Source organism: Betaproteobacteria bacterium, from assembly GCA_016791345.1.
GTDB lineage: Bacteria > Pseudomonadota > Gammaproteobacteria > Burkholderiales > JAEUMW01 > JAEUMW01.
The window spans coordinates 1-14,984 of the sequence record JAEUMW010000099.1 but is presented as its reverse complement, the minus strand read 5'-3'; the positions used below and the strand labels follow the sequence as shown (position 1 = coordinate 14,984).

Below are 14,984 nucleotides of genomic sequence, written 5' to 3'. Positions count from 1 at the left end.
CACGCCGTACATCGTGGTCAAGGTGGATCGCTTCACCAAGGTGCCGATGGAGTACGTGAAGAACGGCGAGATCGTGCTCAACCTGAGCCCGGACGCCACGCACAAGCTCACCCTCGGCAACGACGTCATCCAGTTCTCGGCACGCTTTGCGGGTGTGTCGCGCGAGATCTCGATCCCAGTGGACACCGTCGGCGGCATCTTCGCCAAGGAGACGGCGCAGGGGCTTTTCTTCGACACGCCGCCCAACACCATCGTCGATGCACCGGCGAAGACGGAAGAGAAGACCGCGTCCGACGCGACACCGCCCGACAGCGACGGGTCCAGCCCGCAGAACGGCGGCCGCCGCCGGCTGCAGGTCGTGAAGTAGGGCTGCGCGGGAAGGGGGAAGGGGGAAAAGGAGTAAGTTCAAGAAGGACGGAGAGCGTCATTCCGTGCCTCGCTCGATTTACTTGGCTTCGCCTTAAGTCTCACCTGTGCCGCTTTACGCTTTACCCTCACGCCTCACGGCTCTCGCACCTTCCCATATAATTTCAACAGTGCCGCTTTAGCTCAGTGGTAGAGCAACCGCCTTGTAAGCGGTAGGTCGTCTGTTCAATCCAGACAAGCGGCACCACCGCCTCTACATCGGCGCTCGGCCTGCGCCGCCGCCCCGGTGACCCGCCCCAGGGGCAGCCCTGCTTGACGCTAGCACGCGGGCTTGCCCAATGATCAAGCGGCGGGTCCCTCCTGGCGCTCCTCCTTTCCTCCTAACTCTAAGGGCTTAGCTGAGATGCTGCTGGCTTGATGTCGAGTGGGTATCCGTCTAATGTATCCCTAGGCTCCCGTGTTACCTAAGTGGGCGATTTGTGAGGCTGGGTACGCCTGGAGATGAAAACCACTCAACGGGCCCGAATAATCGACGCAGCGCAAGTAACAACCTGGCCGAACACCATCATCTTCCATAGTCGAAGCTGTTCGCGTCGCATCGACAGTACGTCGCCTGCAGTCTCAAGAGGTAATTAAGCCGATGAGTTCCTCTGTCCTCGACCGGACCCCCCCGCTCTGAGGCTTCCACGAGCCTCTCATGTCAAACATTGAACCTCATGAGTTCACCGACTTGGTCCGCTCTGCTGGCGACTACATCGACTGGCTAAGTCAGGCACTTCTTAATATCCGGCTGCCGGCGAACAACCGAGTACGCGCCGCTGCCGCATGCCTTGCGATTGCTCAGGAGCATCATCACTCGATAGTCCTCCTAGTCAAGCACTCGCTCTACGCATCAAGCTTTGCGCTGGTGCGGGCGGCCTTCGAGGCTTATGTGCGCGGCGAATGGCTTACCCTTTGTGCAAAGGATGCTCAGGTTTGTGAGTTTTGGAAAGGCCGGGAGCCGCCAAGGATCGATGCCCTGCTTGAGGATCTTGAAAAGTGCCCCCCCTTCTGTGAGCAAGTACTCTCTGGTATCAAGGGACGTCACTGGAAAGTAATGTGTGCGTACACACATACCGGTGGTCTGCACGTCCAACGTTGGAACACGTCGGAAGCCATCGAGCCAGCCTACGACGGGCAAGAAATTCAAGAGGTCATCTCCTTCGTCGAGTGGATTGGCTCACTGTCTGCCCTGGCAGTCGCTCGCCTTGCCGAAGATGAGGCGCTGTGTGACCGCGTGCTGTGTGAATGGGAAAAGCGTAGTGCAATTCCGGACACGAACAGGCACGGTTAGCATCTCTCGCGACACTGCGGTAGTCCGAATCCGCCGCGCGCTTCTCTGCACTTCGTTTTTTCTTGGGATTGGTCACGCAGGTGCGACGGTGACCCAAGTAACAGGTTCATCCCGATGTCCGGATATGGATTGCTGGGAGATTGCTGGAATTGTCACAGACGCCGATCAACGACAGGTCTCAAATATCGCAGATCGCGTCGCGGGAAGCAGACGCACCGCTCTTTTCTACCTAAATAGCGAAGGTGGTGATGTTGAAGCCTCAATCGCGATAGGACAGCAACTACGCCGTATTCGGGCAACTGCCGTAATGTGGGATGAAGCACGATGTCTCAGTTCTTGTGTGTTCATTCTAGTCGGGGCAACCCAAAGGGTACTTGCCGGACAAATAGGCATTCATCGTCCATACTCGCTCCGAACCGACGTTCGCAGCTACGAGACTGTTCAACAGGATCAACGGCGGCTAAAGAAGATCGCGAAGCAGTACTTGGAAGAGATGAATGTCTCGCCTTCTCTTTATGACGCGATGGTCAGAATTCCCCCTGAGAAAGTTAAATTTCTATCCCCTAGCGAGTTGCACCAGTTTGGAATTTCGGAGGTCGACCCTGTCCAGCAGGAGGTCGAGGATACAGGCGAGGCTCGATCTTACGGTCTATCAAAGACCGAATACCTTCGCCGCAAGGCCGAGGTAGAGGTTGTTTGCGCACGTGAGTGGCGGCGCGGTACGACGTTTGGCGACTTCGACGGCTATTTCTCCTGTCGCGACAAAGTATTTCGTACGGCGAGATAAAGTGTTGCCGGCAAAACATGGGCTACGGAAGAGCCGAGACGTTGATGTTCTAGGAAGCTAACTTTCCCGCCCCCCACGGCACAGGTCCAAACGCCATTCAACCTACACAGATTGCCTCAGTCCAGTACCCACTTTCGTCCTGCCGGGTGTGCCCGGCAGGATTCGAAATCCAGCGATTCTTGAATTCTCATCTCCCGCCGCGTCGTGAAGCACCACTCGATTGCTTGCAGTACGCTCGTTGATTCGTCCCGCAGCTCAGGCGTAAAGTTGCGCCAAGATGCGAAGCCTGCTGGCGTAAGATGAAGTAGCTACTGCTCAGGAGATCGTATGTCCGTACTACTTCATCACCTTGAACAACAAGCCCGCACCCTTCCCGCCGATGAGCGGGCGCGACTGGTCGAAGTCCTGCTCGATTCGCTGCGTGAGACGGAAATCGCCGAGATCGAGGCTGAGTGGGAACGAGAGATTGCAGAGCGGGTTGCCGCGTACGAGCGAGGAGAAGCGGAGACATTCTCGGCTGAGGAACTGTTTGCGGAAGCCAGACGTCTTGCCAAGTGAAGCGTGCGCGCTTCCTGGCCGCGGCTCGCCAAGAGCATCTTGCCGAGATTGCTTACTACGCTGGGATAGAGCCCGGTCTGGGGATGCGGTTTGCGGATGCAGTGGAAGAGGCTACCTCACGCGCGCTTGCATTCCCTTCCGCCGGATCTCCGTTCGCCTCGGGTACGCGCCGTGTTCTTCTCAAGGACTTCCCGTTCTCCCTCATTTACCGCGTCGAGTCTGACGGTATCCTGATTATCGCTGTGGCTCCGCACGCCAGGAAGCCCGGGTACTGGCGTTCACGTGCGCGTCCTCGCTAACTCCGCTCCCTTCTCGTCCCCACGTACCCCGCGATCGCGAGCAGCACTCCCGCCCAGATCGCGAGTGCGGCGCCTGACAGATCTGCCATCCACACCACGGACGTGAAGTTGGCGGAGAGCCCGATCATTGCGAAGAGCTTCACCTTGCGGCTGATGACGCCGTGCTCGACCCAGTCGCGCAGCTCGGCGCCGATGTGCGGATACGCGAACATGCGTTCCGCTAGTTCCGGTGCGCTCTTCGCGAAGCAGTAGGCGGCCACCATCCAGAGCTCCGTGGTCGGCACGAGCGGCAGGATCATCCCGATCGCACCACACACGAAGAACGTGATGCCGACGGCCTTGAGCGCGGCCGCCTGCGCGTCGATGCGCGCCAGCCGGGTCTGCCACGCCTGTGCCGTCGCGATCATGGTTCGCAACCGCGTGGCGGCAGCGCTGCCGCTTCCAGTGCGCTCACCAGTTGCTGCTGATAGGCCACCCATGCCTCACGGTCGGCCGGTGTGAACCCCGCACCGAGCGTGCGCTTCAGGGTCCAGAGGGCGGCGGAGAGGAGTACGGCCTGATCGCGCAGGCCGACCGGGCGCAGCTTGCAGCGCTCGGCAATCGCCCGCAATGCGGCGCGTGCCCGGTCTCCGCGGAAACCGGCCGCCGCGAGCAGGTGCACTCGGGCGTGGGCGCGACGATCGTTCGCGCCGACTTCACCGAAGAGGCGCAGCAGCGTCGGATCGAGCTCGGCCAGGCGCGCGAGGAAGAGCTTCGCCGGAGCGTCCGCTGCGGCCCTCACGCGCGCGAGCGACCAGGCAACGAGATCGAAGTGCGTGGAGTCCATGAGTCTTTCGTCCCGACTGCGTCCCGAGCGCGCGGCGATCTAATGATCCGCCGCGCACTGCACCGCTGACGCGGTGTGGACGACGGCCTGTGCGGCGGGTTTGTGTGCGGCGGCCTTGAGTTCGGGCACGCTGGCGCCGACGAAGAAGATTGCGAGCGCTGCGCCGGACACCACACCCAGCCAGAGCGCAAGGTCCCGCGTCACTTCCAGGATGCGCGGCGTGCGCTCCTCGTCGAAGCTCAAGCTCACCGGGATCTGCAGTGGATCGCGGTTGCGGTGACCGGATCGGATCGCTGTATGGTGATGGGGATTCATGGTGTCGTCTCCTGCCTCGTTTGTGTTCTGCCGGTTTCCATGGCAGTCACCGTGCCAGAAGTATGTTTCCTCAATATTTCAGTCGGTTAACGTACCTTTCAGGGTCGGCGGCCGCTTGCCGAGCGTTGGGCAGAGCCAACACTTTCCCCGCAACACCGCCGTAACTGATTGATTGGGCGCGACTCTCAGGGTGTTGGCGCAAGCCAACAGCCGCGGTCTATTCGACCGAGGACTTGAACTGGCCGGGGTCGAGCGAATGGCGCGCGAGGAGCGAATAGAAGTCGCTCCGGTTGCGCTTGGCGAGCCGCGCGGCCTGGGACACGTTGCCGCGCGTCATCTTGAGCAGTTGCACGAGGTAGTCGCGCTCAAAGCGGCGCTTGGCCTCATCGAGGGATGAGAGGTTCACGGAGGCCTGCTGCAGCGCGCGCTGGACGAGCGAGGCCGGCACCAGCGGTGTCACGGACAGCGCGACCGTCTGCTCGACCACGTTGTAGAGCTGTCGCACGTTGCCGGGCCATGGTGCGGAGAGCATGAGTTCGATCGCGTCGGGTGCCAGCGCCGTCACGTTCTTGCCGTAGCGTTCGGCAAGCTGCCGCAGGAAATGACCGGCGAGCAGCGGGATGTCCTCGCGCCGCTGCGCGAGCGTCGGCAGCGAGAGCGAGACGACGTTCAGCCGGTAGTACAGATCCTCACGGAAGCGCCCGGCGCTCATCTCGTCCTGCAGATTCCGGTGCGAGGCGGACACCACGCGCACGTCGATCGGCGTGCTCGCCACGGCGCCGACCGGCCGCACCTGACGTTCCTGCAGCACGCGCAGGAGCTTCACCTGCAACGCCACCGGCATGTCGCCGATTTCGTCGAGGAAGAGCGTGACGCCGTGCGCCGCCTGGAACAGACCCTTGTGATCGCGCACGGCGCCGGTAAAGGCGCCCTTCACGTAACCGAACAATTCCGATTCGAGCAGCGGCTCGGGGATTGCCCCGCAGTTCACCGCGACGAACTCGCGCTCGCCGCGTCGGCTGGCACGGTGGATCGCACGTGCGAGAAGCTCCTTGCCGGTGCCGCTCTCGCCGTGAATGAACACGCTCGCATCGGTGGCGGAAACCATCTGCGCCTGCTGCAGCACTTCTTCCATCGCCGGGCTGCGGGTGACGATGTCCTTGCGCCACGCGCTGTCGGGCGCGGTGGGCAACGCTGCCGTCTGCGGCGTGCTCACGCGCAGCGCGCGCTCGACCTCGGTGAGCAGTGTGCGCGCCTCGAACGGCTTGGTCAGGAAGCCGAACACGCCGCGCTTGGTGGCGGTGACGGCATCCGGAATCGTGCCATGGGCGGTGAGGATGATGACCGGCAGCGACGGATAGTCGCGATGGATCGCATCGAAGAGATCGAGCCCGTCCATGCCGCCCATCTGCAGATCGGTGAGCACCAGGTGCGGGAGCTTCATCGCGATGTGCGCGAGCGCCTGCTCGCCGCTGCCGGCGGTGACCACGGCATAGCCTTCCTCGCGCAGACGCAGCGAGATGATCCTGAGCAGGGGCGCGTCGTCGTCGACGACCAGGATGGCGCCTTTGCTCTGGGCAGTGGTGTTCACGGGTGCGCGCCTCGGGCGTCAGCGCTGCAGGTGACGGGCGACGGTGTCACGGATCTCTCCCAGCCGGAACGGTTTGGTGAGGTAGGCGGTCGCGCCGCGGCGCAGGCCTTCTTCACGCTCGACCTGATCTGCGCTCGCCGAAAGAAAGATGAACGGAATGGTGGCCGTCTCCGCGCGCGCGAGTACTTCGGCCAGGACGCCGTAGCCGTCGAGGACGGGCATGACGAGATCGCAGAAGATGAGGTCCGGTTGCTGCGCGCGGATGCGCTGCAAGCCGGCGAGGCCGTCTTCCGCCGTCACCACTTCATGGCCTTCCATCTCCAGCATGCGCGAGAGATTGGCGCGGATCGGCGGCTCGTCCTCGATGACGACGATCCTAGCCACGCGCACGCTCCCGCACGACCGGAATCTGCACCGTGAAGCGCGACCCGTGTCCGACCCGGCTCTCGACGAAGATGCGGCCGCCATGCAGGTCGACCAGCCGCTTGACGATGGCGAGGCCCAGTCCCGTGCCGGAGATGTTGGCGACGTTGCGTCCCCGCGTGAAGGTCGTGAAAAGCCGGGTCTGGTCCTCGTCCGGGATGCCGATGCCCTGGTCGATCACCCGGAACATGGTGGCGTCGTCGCGGCAATCGACTTCGAGCTGGACCACCGCGCCGTGCGGCGAATACTTGATCGCATTGCCGAGCAGGTTGGACAAGACGTGACGCAGCAACTGGCCGTCGAGCAGACGCTCGCCCGCGGTGCCGCGCGCGGAGAACACGAGCTCGTGGCTGTCGTTGCTGGCGCGGCGCATCTCGTCGAGCAATCCGAGACAGAACCCGCGCGGATCGCAGGGCGCGGGATTGATCTCGACCCGTCCGGCATCCGCCTTGCCGATGATGAGCACGTCGTCGAGCATACGCGTCATGCGCGAGACGGCCGCCTTGATGTGGTCGACGAGCTCGGTCTTCTCCGCAGCGGGGAGCCGATCGCCGTAGTCCTGCAGCATCTCCGCCGAGGAAAGAATGGTGGCGAGCGGCGTGCGGAACTCATGCGACGTCATCGAGACGAAGCGCGACTTGAGCTCGGAGAGCTCGCGCTCCTTTGCCAGCGCGCGGCGTATGTCCTCCTGCGCGCGCTTCTGATCGGTGATGTCGAGGAACGTCCAGATCGTGCCCTTGCCGAGATCGCCGGGGTCGATCGCCTCGCCATACACCTGGCACCAGATCAGCGTGCCGTCCTTGCGCTTCATCTGCGTCTCGGCAATGTACGCCTCGCCACGGGCCAGCGCGCCATAGCCGACGGACCCGAAATCCGCCCAGGCCTTCTCGTCGGGAAAGTGGATCACCGAGCACTGGCCGGTCAGCTCTTCGACGCGATAACCGAGCATCTGCGCGACCTTCTCGTTCAGCCACACGTGATGGCGATGAATGGAGAACGTGATGCCGACGAGCGTGCTGCGCAGGATCGCCTCGCGCTGGGTGAGAGTCCGCGACAGCTCCTCCTCGAGCTGGCGGCGCACCGCGATGTCGGAGAGCACCCAGATCGAGCCGGCGGCCAGATTCGCCGGATCGATCGCCTTGCCCGACAGCGAGCACCAGAAGCGCGATCCATCCTTGCGCTTCATCTGCAGCTCGGTGGCGAAGCTCTCGCCCACCGCGAGCCGCGGATAGCCCTCGCGGGTGACGCGCTCGAAGTCCTCCGGCCACGCGTAGGTGGCCGCGCTCGGCTGCCCGATGAGCTCGCCTTTGCCGTAGCCCAGCATCTGCTGTTCGAGCGTCGCATTGAGCCAGTGGATGCGGCGGTCGACGAGAAAAGCGATGCCGACCATCGACGTCTGCAGGATCGCCTCCTGCTCGGCGAGTGTCTGCGCGAGATTGTCCCGCAGGCGCTTGCTCTCCGTGATGTCGGTCAGGAAGTTGAGGCTCCCCGGGCGGCCCTCCCATTCGGTGCGCACCGCACGCACGGAGAACCAGCGCACGCCGCCATTGCCGAGCAGGACGCGGAACTCGTACTCGTCCGGTGCGGGCTGGCCGTGCATGCGCTTGAAGTAGTTGTCGATGAGCAGCGCGCGGTCGTCGGGGTGCGCCATTTCCTGGAAGGGCGTCGTGTAGACCTCGCGCTCGCTGCGGCCGGAAAACTGCAATGCCTTCGCGTTGGCGAAACGGACGTAGCCCTCCTGCACGACGACGATGCCCTCGTTGGCGTTCTCCACGACCTTGCGGTACTTCTCTTCCGACTTCTGCAGGGCGAGCAGCAGCTGCTGGCGATTGCTCGTCTCCAGCGAGAGCGAGACCATCGTCGCCAGTGATGTCGCGAAGTCCACTTCCTCCAGCGTCCAGTCGCGCGGCTCGCCGACATGCTCGTGGCAGATGACGCCGAGCACGCGCCCGTGGAACCACACCGGCACGTCCATCATCGAGGTGATGCCGAGCGGCGCGAGGTAGCTGTCACCGAACTCCGCCGTCGCAGTGTTCTCCCGCGCGCGGTGGGCCACGATCGGCCGGTCGCCGCACATCGCCGCGAAATAGCGCGGATAGCTTTCCCTCGCGAGCGAGATGCCCGTGGAAGCCGGGTCGACGTCGCGGCGACTGCCGAGATAGAGCATTTCGCAGGTGATGGTGGAATCGTCCTCGGCGAGCGTCCAGTAGCTCACGCGCTCCACCTGCAGGGTTTCGGCGGAAGCCTTGAGGATCTGCTGCAGCGCTTCCGGGAAATCGAACTTGTCGAGACGCGCGAGTTCCAGCAGTGCATCCCGGTGGACGAGAATCTGTTCGCTGCGTGCCCGCAGCACCTCCTCCACGCGCCCGCGCTCGGTGATCTCGGCAGTGAGCTCGCGCGTGCGTTCCGCGATGCGCGCTTCGAGTTCGCGATTCAGGCGATCGACCTCTTCGCGCGCCTCCACCTGCTCCGTGATGTCGGTCGCGATCCCCGTCACCCGATAGACTTCGCCCCGTGCGTTGCGCACCGGAAACGCCTGATTGCGCACCCAGCGCACCGTGCCGTCAGGGTGCAGCACGCGAAACTCCTCGACGTGATTGCCGCGCGCGAGCCGCGCCATCCCGGCGACGACGCGCGGCCGGTCTTCCGGGTGGACCGCTTCCAGGAAGGACAGGGGGGCACGGCGCACGCTTTCCACGCTGCGACCCCACAGGGTCTCGTAACCCGGGCTCACGTAGAGGATCTCGTCCCCGCGCGGGTTCGTCATCCAGAACACTTCGTGGATGGTCTCGGTGATCTGGCGCAGGAGCTTCTCGCTCTCTCGCGGCGGCACCTCCGGCCGGGGCCGCGGGGTGTCGCGCACGTGGGCGAGCACGAGTTGCGTGCTGCCGTCGGACTTGAGAACCGGCGTCAGCGTGATCTCGACGTGGCGGGGATCGTTCGCACCCTGCACTTCGGCTTCGCAGCGCATGGCAGAACCGCCGAGCGCCGCCGCCAACGCCGATCGGAAGCGCTCGGCAGACGCCGCCGATCGCCACCACGACGATTCGCTCAACGGCTGCGCGATTCTCGCTCGCAGCCAGCGGCCAGCGGTGGCGAGTGCCGGCGCGCTCAGCCCCAGAAGGTTCCCCGCAGCATCGAGAACGAGGACGGACTCGGCACCGCCGTCAAAGAGCGCAGGGGATTCCTCGGATCGAGCGGGACTGTGCACGGGAGCGTGCAATCGCATCCTCCTTCTGCAGCAGCGAACGGCAAGGGCCCCACCGGTCACCGGAGCGGCGCTTCGTGTCGGACGCGGCATTCGAACGACCCCGAAATTATAGGGCCGTGGCGGGCCGACAGAGTGACCGCCGTGGTGGCCCTCAGTGCCGGACCGACCGGCACCGGAACGGCGACCTGTGGCGGCATTGCGGCCTCGCGCGACAATGTCGTGCGCAGCGAGCGGAATGCTGCAACAATTTCCCTGTATCAAACGTACTTTCGTCTGCAGGATCGTCCACATTCAACTCGCGTGGTCGGCCCACTCTTCATGCCATGCGCACGCACCGCCTGTTTCTCAATCGCCTGCAATCGACCGCCGAGCCGCACGACGTTGTCGTGGTCATCGACGTCCTGCGTTCCTTCTCCACTGCTGCCTATGCTTTCACGGCCGGCGCAGTCGCTATCCACCCAGTAGAAACCTCGGCCGAGGCATTCGATCTGCAACGGGCGCGACCGCGTGCGCTGATCACGGGTGCCGTTGCGGGCGGCGATCCGGTGCCGGGATTCGACTTCGGCAATTCGCCTGCCGCACTGGCGCAAGCCGATCTCCAGGGGCGAGAGCTGATTCAGACCACGGCGGCCGGCGTCCGCGGGCTGCTGCGTTTTGCCGATGCCCGCGCGGTCTTCGCCGGCAGCCTCGTCTGCGCGCGTGCCACTTCCGAGGCCATTCGCCGCCTGCAGCCGCGGGACGTGACGCTGCTCGTCACCGGCGAGTGGATCGACCGCGACGGTGACGAAGACATCGCCTGCGCGGAATACATCGAGGCGCTGCTCGACGGTGCAACGCCGGATCCGGGTCCGTTCGAAGCACGCGTGCGTCATTCCGACTTCGGCCGCCGTTTTACGCGCGGCGACAATCCGAGCCTGCCGCCACCGGATCTCGATCTCTGTGCGCGGGCCGACTGCTTCGACTTTGCCATGCCGGCCGTGCGCCGTAACGGGCACTTCGTGCTGCTGCCGGTTCGCAACCAGGAGAGCGGCTGAGGGCGTGCAGTCGGGCGCGCTGCAAGCAACGCTTGTGGAGCGCCGCGGATGCGTTCATCATGTTCCCATCACCTCTCAGGCTAGTGCAGAAGCGGTGGCGTCGTGATCCCTGCCAAGCCCAAGCTCCCCTTTCGCGGCCTCTATCTGGCCGCCTTCACGGTCTGGCTGCTGCTTACCCTGATCGCGTATGGCTTCGTGATCAGCCAGTCGATCGAAGGCGTCCGCAGCAGCTTCGCGCGGCATACGGAATCCGTGATCGCGGAGCTGCGCGACAAGCTGAAGGCGAACGAGACGGTGCTCGCCGGGTTCAGCAGCTTCCTGTCGGCAGTCGAGGCGAACGACCGGGTGAGCGTCCAGCGCTATGCGAGCATGATGCTCGACACCTATCCGCACATCTACATGCTCGAAGTCGCACGCGAAGTCGGCGACGCGGAACGTCCGGAATTTGAACGCTACCTGCGCAAGCATTGGGGCAGGCCGTTCGACATCCGCAGCTTCAGCTACGACGGTTCGCGAAGCTGGACCGTCGCGCCGGACAAGCCGGTCTACCAGCCGATCGTCCTCATCTGGCCGGAGACCCCGGAAGCGCGTCCCGTCGTCGGGCTCGACATGGACTCCGTGCCGCACCTGCGCGAGGCGCTGCTCGAAGCGCGCGTGCGTCGCGCGTCGGTGTCGTCGAATCCCTTCAAGCTGGTGGAAGGCGATGATGGCTACGTCATGTTCCGCCACACCGAGCGCAGCGGATCACGGCTGTCCAACCGGCCGGAATATGGTTTTGCCGGGGCGCTGACGGCAGTCCTCGTGATGCGGGCGGACGACCTCCTGCCATCGGTGCCCACGCCGCTCACCGCGTATCGGCTCGACGTCACACGGGCGGGGCGGCCGGTGGAGCCACTGCTCTATGACGTGCCCGCGGCCATCGGGCCGAACAGGCTGGAGGCCGTCCTTTTCCCGCTTTTGCGACTGGAGAGCCGTGACTTCAGCACGCCCCAGCCCATGCAACTCGTCGTCGAACGTCAGGTCAGGTTCGGCGACCTGAGCCGTTCCGGGATTGCCGCGGTGACTGGCGTGTCGCTGCTGTTCCTGATCCTGCTGGCGGCCTATCTGCGCGGCCATCACCGCAACATCCTGTATGCGCTCGCCCTCAAGGCACAGACGGAGTACCTCGCGCTGCACGACTCGTTGACGAGCCTGCCCAATCGGTACCTGCTCGAAGACAGGGTGGGTCAGGCGCTGGCGAACTGGCGCCGACACGGTGTCGGCTTCGCGCTGCTCTTTCTCGATCTCGATCGATTCAAGGAGATCAACGACACTTACGGGCATGCGACCGGAGACGAATTGCTGTGCGCGCTGGCCGGTCGCCTGAAGGAAGTCATTCGCGAGAGCGATACGGTTGCCCGTTACGGCGGTGACGAGTTCATCATGCTCATTCCGGGTGTCGTGAACGACGACGACATCGCGACCGTGACGACGAAGGTCATGGGGACCGTGGCGCGGCCTTTCGAACTCCGTGATGCGACGCTCACGGCAAGTCTGGGCGTCAGCCGGTGCCCGCGGGACGGCCACGACTTCGCCGTGTTGCTGAGGTATGCCGACAAGGCGATGTACATCGTCAAGCACGCGGGACGCGATGCCGATTCGCCGGAGGCGGGCACGCGGGCGACAATGCCGGAAGAGAAGCCGACTGAAACCTGATCCCGTCACGTTCGTGCGCGCGAGCCGATGACGTGAGCGCCAATCAAGGCTTTCTGCCCGATGAGGCGTTGCGGGCAGCTTTACCCGGACGCGCCCGGGACGGATACTGCGCGACGATGCCGCGCACTCGAAGATCACAATGAGCGAAGTCGCACCGCCGACGTTCTCCGATGTCGTGGACGCCGCCGAGCGCCTGCGCGGCGTCGCCCACAGGACCCCCGTCCTCACCTCCCGCACTGCGAACGAAGCCGCAGGTGCACAGCTTTTCTTCAAGTGCGAGAACCAGCAGCGGATGGGCGCCTTCAAGTTCCGCGGCGCGTACAACGCCATCGCGCAACTGGACGAGGCGCAGCGTCGGGCGGGTGTCGCGGCGTTTTCCTCGGGCAATCACGCGCAGGCGGTCGCGCTCGCCGGTCAGCTGCTCGGCGTCGTTACCGCGATCGTCATGCCGACGGATGCGCCGGCTTCCAAGCTCGCGGCCACTCGCGCCTACGGCGCCGAGGTCATCCCGTACGACCGTCGCTCCCAGGATCGCGAGGCGCTCGCCCGGCAACTCGCAACGCAGCGGGGGATGGCGCTGATACCCCCTTTCGACCATCCGCATGTCATCGCCGGCCAGGGCACGGCAGCGAAGGAGCTGATCGAGGAAGTCGGTCGGCTCGACTATCTGCTGGTGTGTCTGGGCGGCGGCGGGCTGCTCGCAGGGTGTGCACTGGCGGCGGCTGCGCTCAATCCCCGGTGCCGGGTGATCGGGGTGGAGCCGGCGGCCGGCAACGATGGCCAGCAGTCGCTCGCGCGCGGCGAGATCGTCGAGATCGCCGTTCCCGGCACGATCGCGGACGGGGCGCGGACGACGCATCTCGGCGCGTACACGTTCTCCGTCATCCGGCGCTGCGTCGAGCGCATCGTCACCGTGACGGACGCTCAGCTCGTCGCGACGATGAGGTTCTTCGCGCAGCGCATGAAGATGGTGGTCGAGCCCACCGGCTGTCTTGCCGCGGCGGCGGTGCTGCACGGCGCGGTCACCGTGCGCGGCCGGGTCGGCGTGCTGGTGAGCGGCGGCAACGTCGACCTCGACGTGTTCGCGCGGCTCATCACGGCGCCCGATCAGTAAAGCGGCTCCTCGTAGAAGGACAGGATCGCGCCGATCGCGAGCATCGCCATCACCGACACCAGTCCTGCCACGCGCGCAATCGGCGCATCACCCGCATCGCCGAGGCGCAGTTCGAGCCAGCGGCCCACCGCCATGACGACGGCGAGCAATCCCATCGCGAGATGCGTCGACTGGATCAGGAAATCGGTCTTGATCTCGAACGGCAGGTGCGAATGGGTGACGAGCAGGATGCCGCCGAGCGCACACAGCACGGGGAACACGTAGCGCAGTCGTGGCGACGCAGAAGCGCTCGTCCGTGCGCGCATTTCTAAGAGACCCAGGACGAGCGCGAGCATCGTTGCCAGGCGGTGCTGCAGGATCTCCGCATTGCCGAACAGGCTCACCCAGAAGCCGAGCGGGCCGAGCGGCCAGGCCTCGGCATCGCTGCGGAAGAAGAGAAAGATCCCGAGCAATACGAAACCTGCCGGCCAGAACTTCGCCCAGCGAAATCCAGGCACGTAGGAGAGCAGGGCAAAGCCCGCCATCGCGACGAGAAAGACGCCAGCCACGTTGTGGTTGTAGTCCGACCACTGGGTCGCCGCCAGCGACGGTACCCGGCCGACCACCACGGTGCGCGCCGCCTCACCCGCGAGCAGCGCAGCGTGCGTGGGGGATTCCAGGCCGGGCATGCGCGGTGTGAACATCGCCAGCACTTCGGGCGCGGTTGCCGTCAGGTTGCGAATGTCCACCGCGGGCGGCATCGATGCGAGCGAAGCCGCGACGAACAGGATGACGACGAGCAGAAACGCCTCGGCCTCGATGGAGTAGGGGACGCGGGCGGTGACGGCGCGCGCCGCCGGATCGCGCACCCAGCTTCGCCCGGCGCGAAGGTTGAGAAACGCGAAGCCGAGTGCGAGCGTGAGCAGCAGCACCTTGGCGGAGACGAGACTGCCATAGCCGGTGCCGAGCAGGCCATCCCACGCGCCGACGTAGACCAGCGTCAGCGCGGCGCCGGAGGCGACCAGCAGCGTGACGCAGGCGATGCCGAGCGGCGCGAAGCGGGACACGGCGACCGGCCAGAATGCGTCGACCACGACCTTGCGCCGCCGCAGCCGCCACAGCATCAGAAGCTGCGTGACGCAGCCCACCCAGACCACTGCCGCAAGCTGGTGCAGTACGGTGAGCGACATGAGGAAGGCGCGTTCCTCGAACCGCCCGACACCGTGCACGAGCCACGCTCCGGCGATGACGAGCGGCACCGCGAGCGCCGAAGCGGGCCTCCATCGCGCGGCATCGAACGGCTCGCGCGACAGTCCGCGTGCGACGACCCAGATGAGCGCCGCGAGCGCGATGCGCACGATTCCCGCGCGAAACTGCAGCGTCGCGGCGTAGGCACCCAGCGGCAGTTCGCCGAGGGAAGACGCGAGCACGACGCCCTTGGTGAGGATCTTGA

At 64.9% G+C, this 14,984-nt stretch carries 15 protein-coding genes and 1 tRNA gene; 9 read left to right on the top strand and 7 right to left on the bottom strand.

Annotated elements, in window-relative coordinates:
• The 6 genes from JNK68_04045 to JNK68_04020 all read left to right on the top strand — a co-directional run.
• Window positions 1–367, top strand: a 367-nt coding sequence (locus JNK68_04045; protein ID MBL8539523.1) for a ClpXP protease specificity-enhancing factor, incomplete at its 5' end; no start/stop codon positions are given.
• Between the two features lie 171 nt (window positions 368–538).
• Window positions 539–613, top strand: a tRNA-Thr gene (locus JNK68_04040).
• A gap of 450 nt (window positions 614–1,063) precedes the next feature.
• Window positions 1,064–1,699: a hypothetical protein gene (locus tag JNK68_04035; GenBank protein ID MBL8539522.1), complete on the top strand. Its 636-nt coding sequence runs from the start codon at window positions 1,064–1,066 to the stop codon at window positions 1,697–1,699.
• A gap of 88 nt (window positions 1,700–1,787) precedes the next feature.
• Entirely contained in the window at window positions 1,788–2,486 is a 699-nt protein-coding gene (locus JNK68_04030) for an ATP-dependent Clp protease proteolytic subunit (GenBank protein ID MBL8539521.1), read from the top strand.
• Window positions 2,487–2,813: 327 nt separating this feature from the next.
• Window positions 2,814–3,044 (top strand): addiction module protein, encoded by a 231-nt coding sequence (locus JNK68_04025; GenBank protein ID MBL8539520.1) that lies wholly within the window; start codon window positions 2,814–2,816, stop codon window positions 3,042–3,044.
• On the top strand, window positions 3,041–3,343 hold the full coding sequence (locus JNK68_04020; GenBank protein ID MBL8539519.1) for a type II toxin-antitoxin system RelE/ParE family toxin: 303 nt from the start codon (window positions 3,041–3,043) through the stop codon (window positions 3,341–3,343). Before JNK68_04025 ends, JNK68_04020 begins: the two co-directional genes overlap by 4 nt.
• Here JNK68_04020 and JNK68_04015 read toward each other — a convergent pair.
• From JNK68_04015 to JNK68_03990, 6 genes are all read right to left on the bottom strand, one after another.
• Window positions 3,340–3,750, bottom strand: a complete 411-nt coding sequence (locus JNK68_04015; GenBank protein ID MBL8539518.1) for a YbaN family protein — start codon at window positions 3,748–3,750, stop codon at window positions 3,340–3,342. The two genes, JNK68_04020 and JNK68_04015, sit on opposite strands and share 4 nt — an antisense overlap.
• On the bottom strand, window positions 3,747–4,169 hold the full coding sequence (locus tag JNK68_04010) for a hypothetical protein (protein ID MBL8539517.1): 423 nt from the start codon (window positions 4,167–4,169) through the stop codon (window positions 3,747–3,749). The genes JNK68_04015 and JNK68_04010 overlap by 4 nt, the downstream gene beginning before the upstream one ends.
• 39 nt (window positions 4,170–4,208) lie before the next feature.
• On the bottom strand, window positions 4,209–4,484 hold the full coding sequence (locus JNK68_04005; GenBank protein MBL8539516.1) for a hypothetical protein: 276 nt from the start codon (window positions 4,482–4,484) through the stop codon (window positions 4,209–4,211).
• A gap of 217 nt (window positions 4,485–4,701) precedes the next feature.
• Window positions 4,702–6,075, bottom strand: a complete 1,374-nt coding sequence (locus JNK68_04000) for a sigma 54-interacting transcriptional regulator (GenBank protein ID MBL8539515.1) — start codon at window positions 6,073–6,075, stop codon at window positions 4,702–4,704.
• Window positions 6,076–6,093: 18 nt separating this feature from the next.
• Window positions 6,094–6,459: a response regulator gene (locus JNK68_03995; GenBank protein ID MBL8539514.1), complete on the bottom strand. Its 366-nt coding sequence runs from the start codon at window positions 6,457–6,459 to the stop codon at window positions 6,094–6,096.
• A complete protein-coding gene (locus JNK68_03990) occupies window positions 6,452–9,721 on the bottom strand; it encodes a PAS domain S-box protein (GenBank protein MBL8539513.1) in 3,270 nt (1,089 codons plus the stop codon). The genes JNK68_03995 and JNK68_03990 overlap by 8 nt, the downstream gene beginning before the upstream one ends.
• Before the next feature lie 311 nt (window positions 9,722–10,032).
• On the opposite strand from JNK68_03990, the gene JNK68_03985 reads away from it, so the two are divergent.
• The 3 genes from JNK68_03985 to JNK68_03975 all read left to right on the top strand — a co-directional run bounded on the left by JNK68_03985 (window position 10,033) and on the right by JNK68_03975 (window position 13,552).
• Window positions 10,033–10,743 carry a 2-phosphosulfolactate phosphatase gene (locus JNK68_03985; GenBank protein MBL8539512.1) on the top strand — a complete coding sequence of 237 codons (711 nt, stop codon included), beginning with the start codon at window positions 10,033–10,035 and terminating at the stop codon, window positions 10,741–10,743.
• A 102-nt stretch (window positions 10,744–10,845) separates the two neighbouring features.
• On the top strand, window positions 10,846–12,438 hold the full coding sequence (locus JNK68_03980) for a sensor domain-containing diguanylate cyclase (protein ID MBL8539511.1): 1,593 nt from the start codon (window positions 10,846–10,848) through the stop codon (window positions 12,436–12,438).
• Window positions 12,439–12,577: 139 nt separating this feature from the next.
• Window positions 12,578–13,552 (top strand): threo-3-hydroxy-L-aspartate ammonia-lyase, encoded by a 975-nt coding sequence (locus JNK68_03975; protein ID MBL8539510.1) that lies wholly within the window; start codon window positions 12,578–12,580, stop codon window positions 13,550–13,552.
• Here JNK68_03975 and JNK68_03970 read toward each other — a convergent pair.
• The coding region (locus JNK68_03970; GenBank protein MBL8539509.1) for a CopD family protein at window positions 13,546–14,984 on the bottom strand (1,439 nt) is incomplete at its 5' end. The two genes, JNK68_03975 and JNK68_03970, sit on opposite strands and share 7 nt — an antisense overlap.

Excerpts from the sequence above, each read along its gene's own strand:
- JNK68_04035 (MBL8539522.1), top strand. The coding sequence starts at position 1,064 with ATGTCAAACATTGAACCTCATGAGTTCACCGACTTGGTCCGCTCTGCT.
- JNK68_04025 (MBL8539520.1), top strand. The coding sequence starts at position 2,814 with ATGTCCGTACTACTTCATCACCTTGAACAACAAGCCCGCACCCTTCCC.
- JNK68_04015 (MBL8539518.1), bottom strand. The coding sequence starts at position 3,750 with ATGATCGCGACGGCACAGGCGTGGCAGACCCGGCTGGCGCGCATCGAC.
- JNK68_04010 (MBL8539517.1), bottom strand. The coding sequence starts at position 4,169 with ATGGACTCCACGCACTTCGATCTCGTTGCCTGGTCGCTCGCGCGCGTG.
- JNK68_04005 (MBL8539516.1), bottom strand. The coding sequence starts at position 4,484 with ATGAATCCCCATCACCATACAGCGATCCGATCCGGTCACCGCAACCGC.
- JNK68_03985 (MBL8539512.1), top strand. The coding sequence starts at position 10,033 with ATGCGCACGCACCGCCTGTTTCTCAATCGCCTGCAATCGACCGCCGAG.
- JNK68_03975 (MBL8539510.1), top strand. The coding sequence starts at position 12,578 with ATGAGCGAAGTCGCACCGCCGACGTTCTCCGATGTCGTGGACGCCGCC.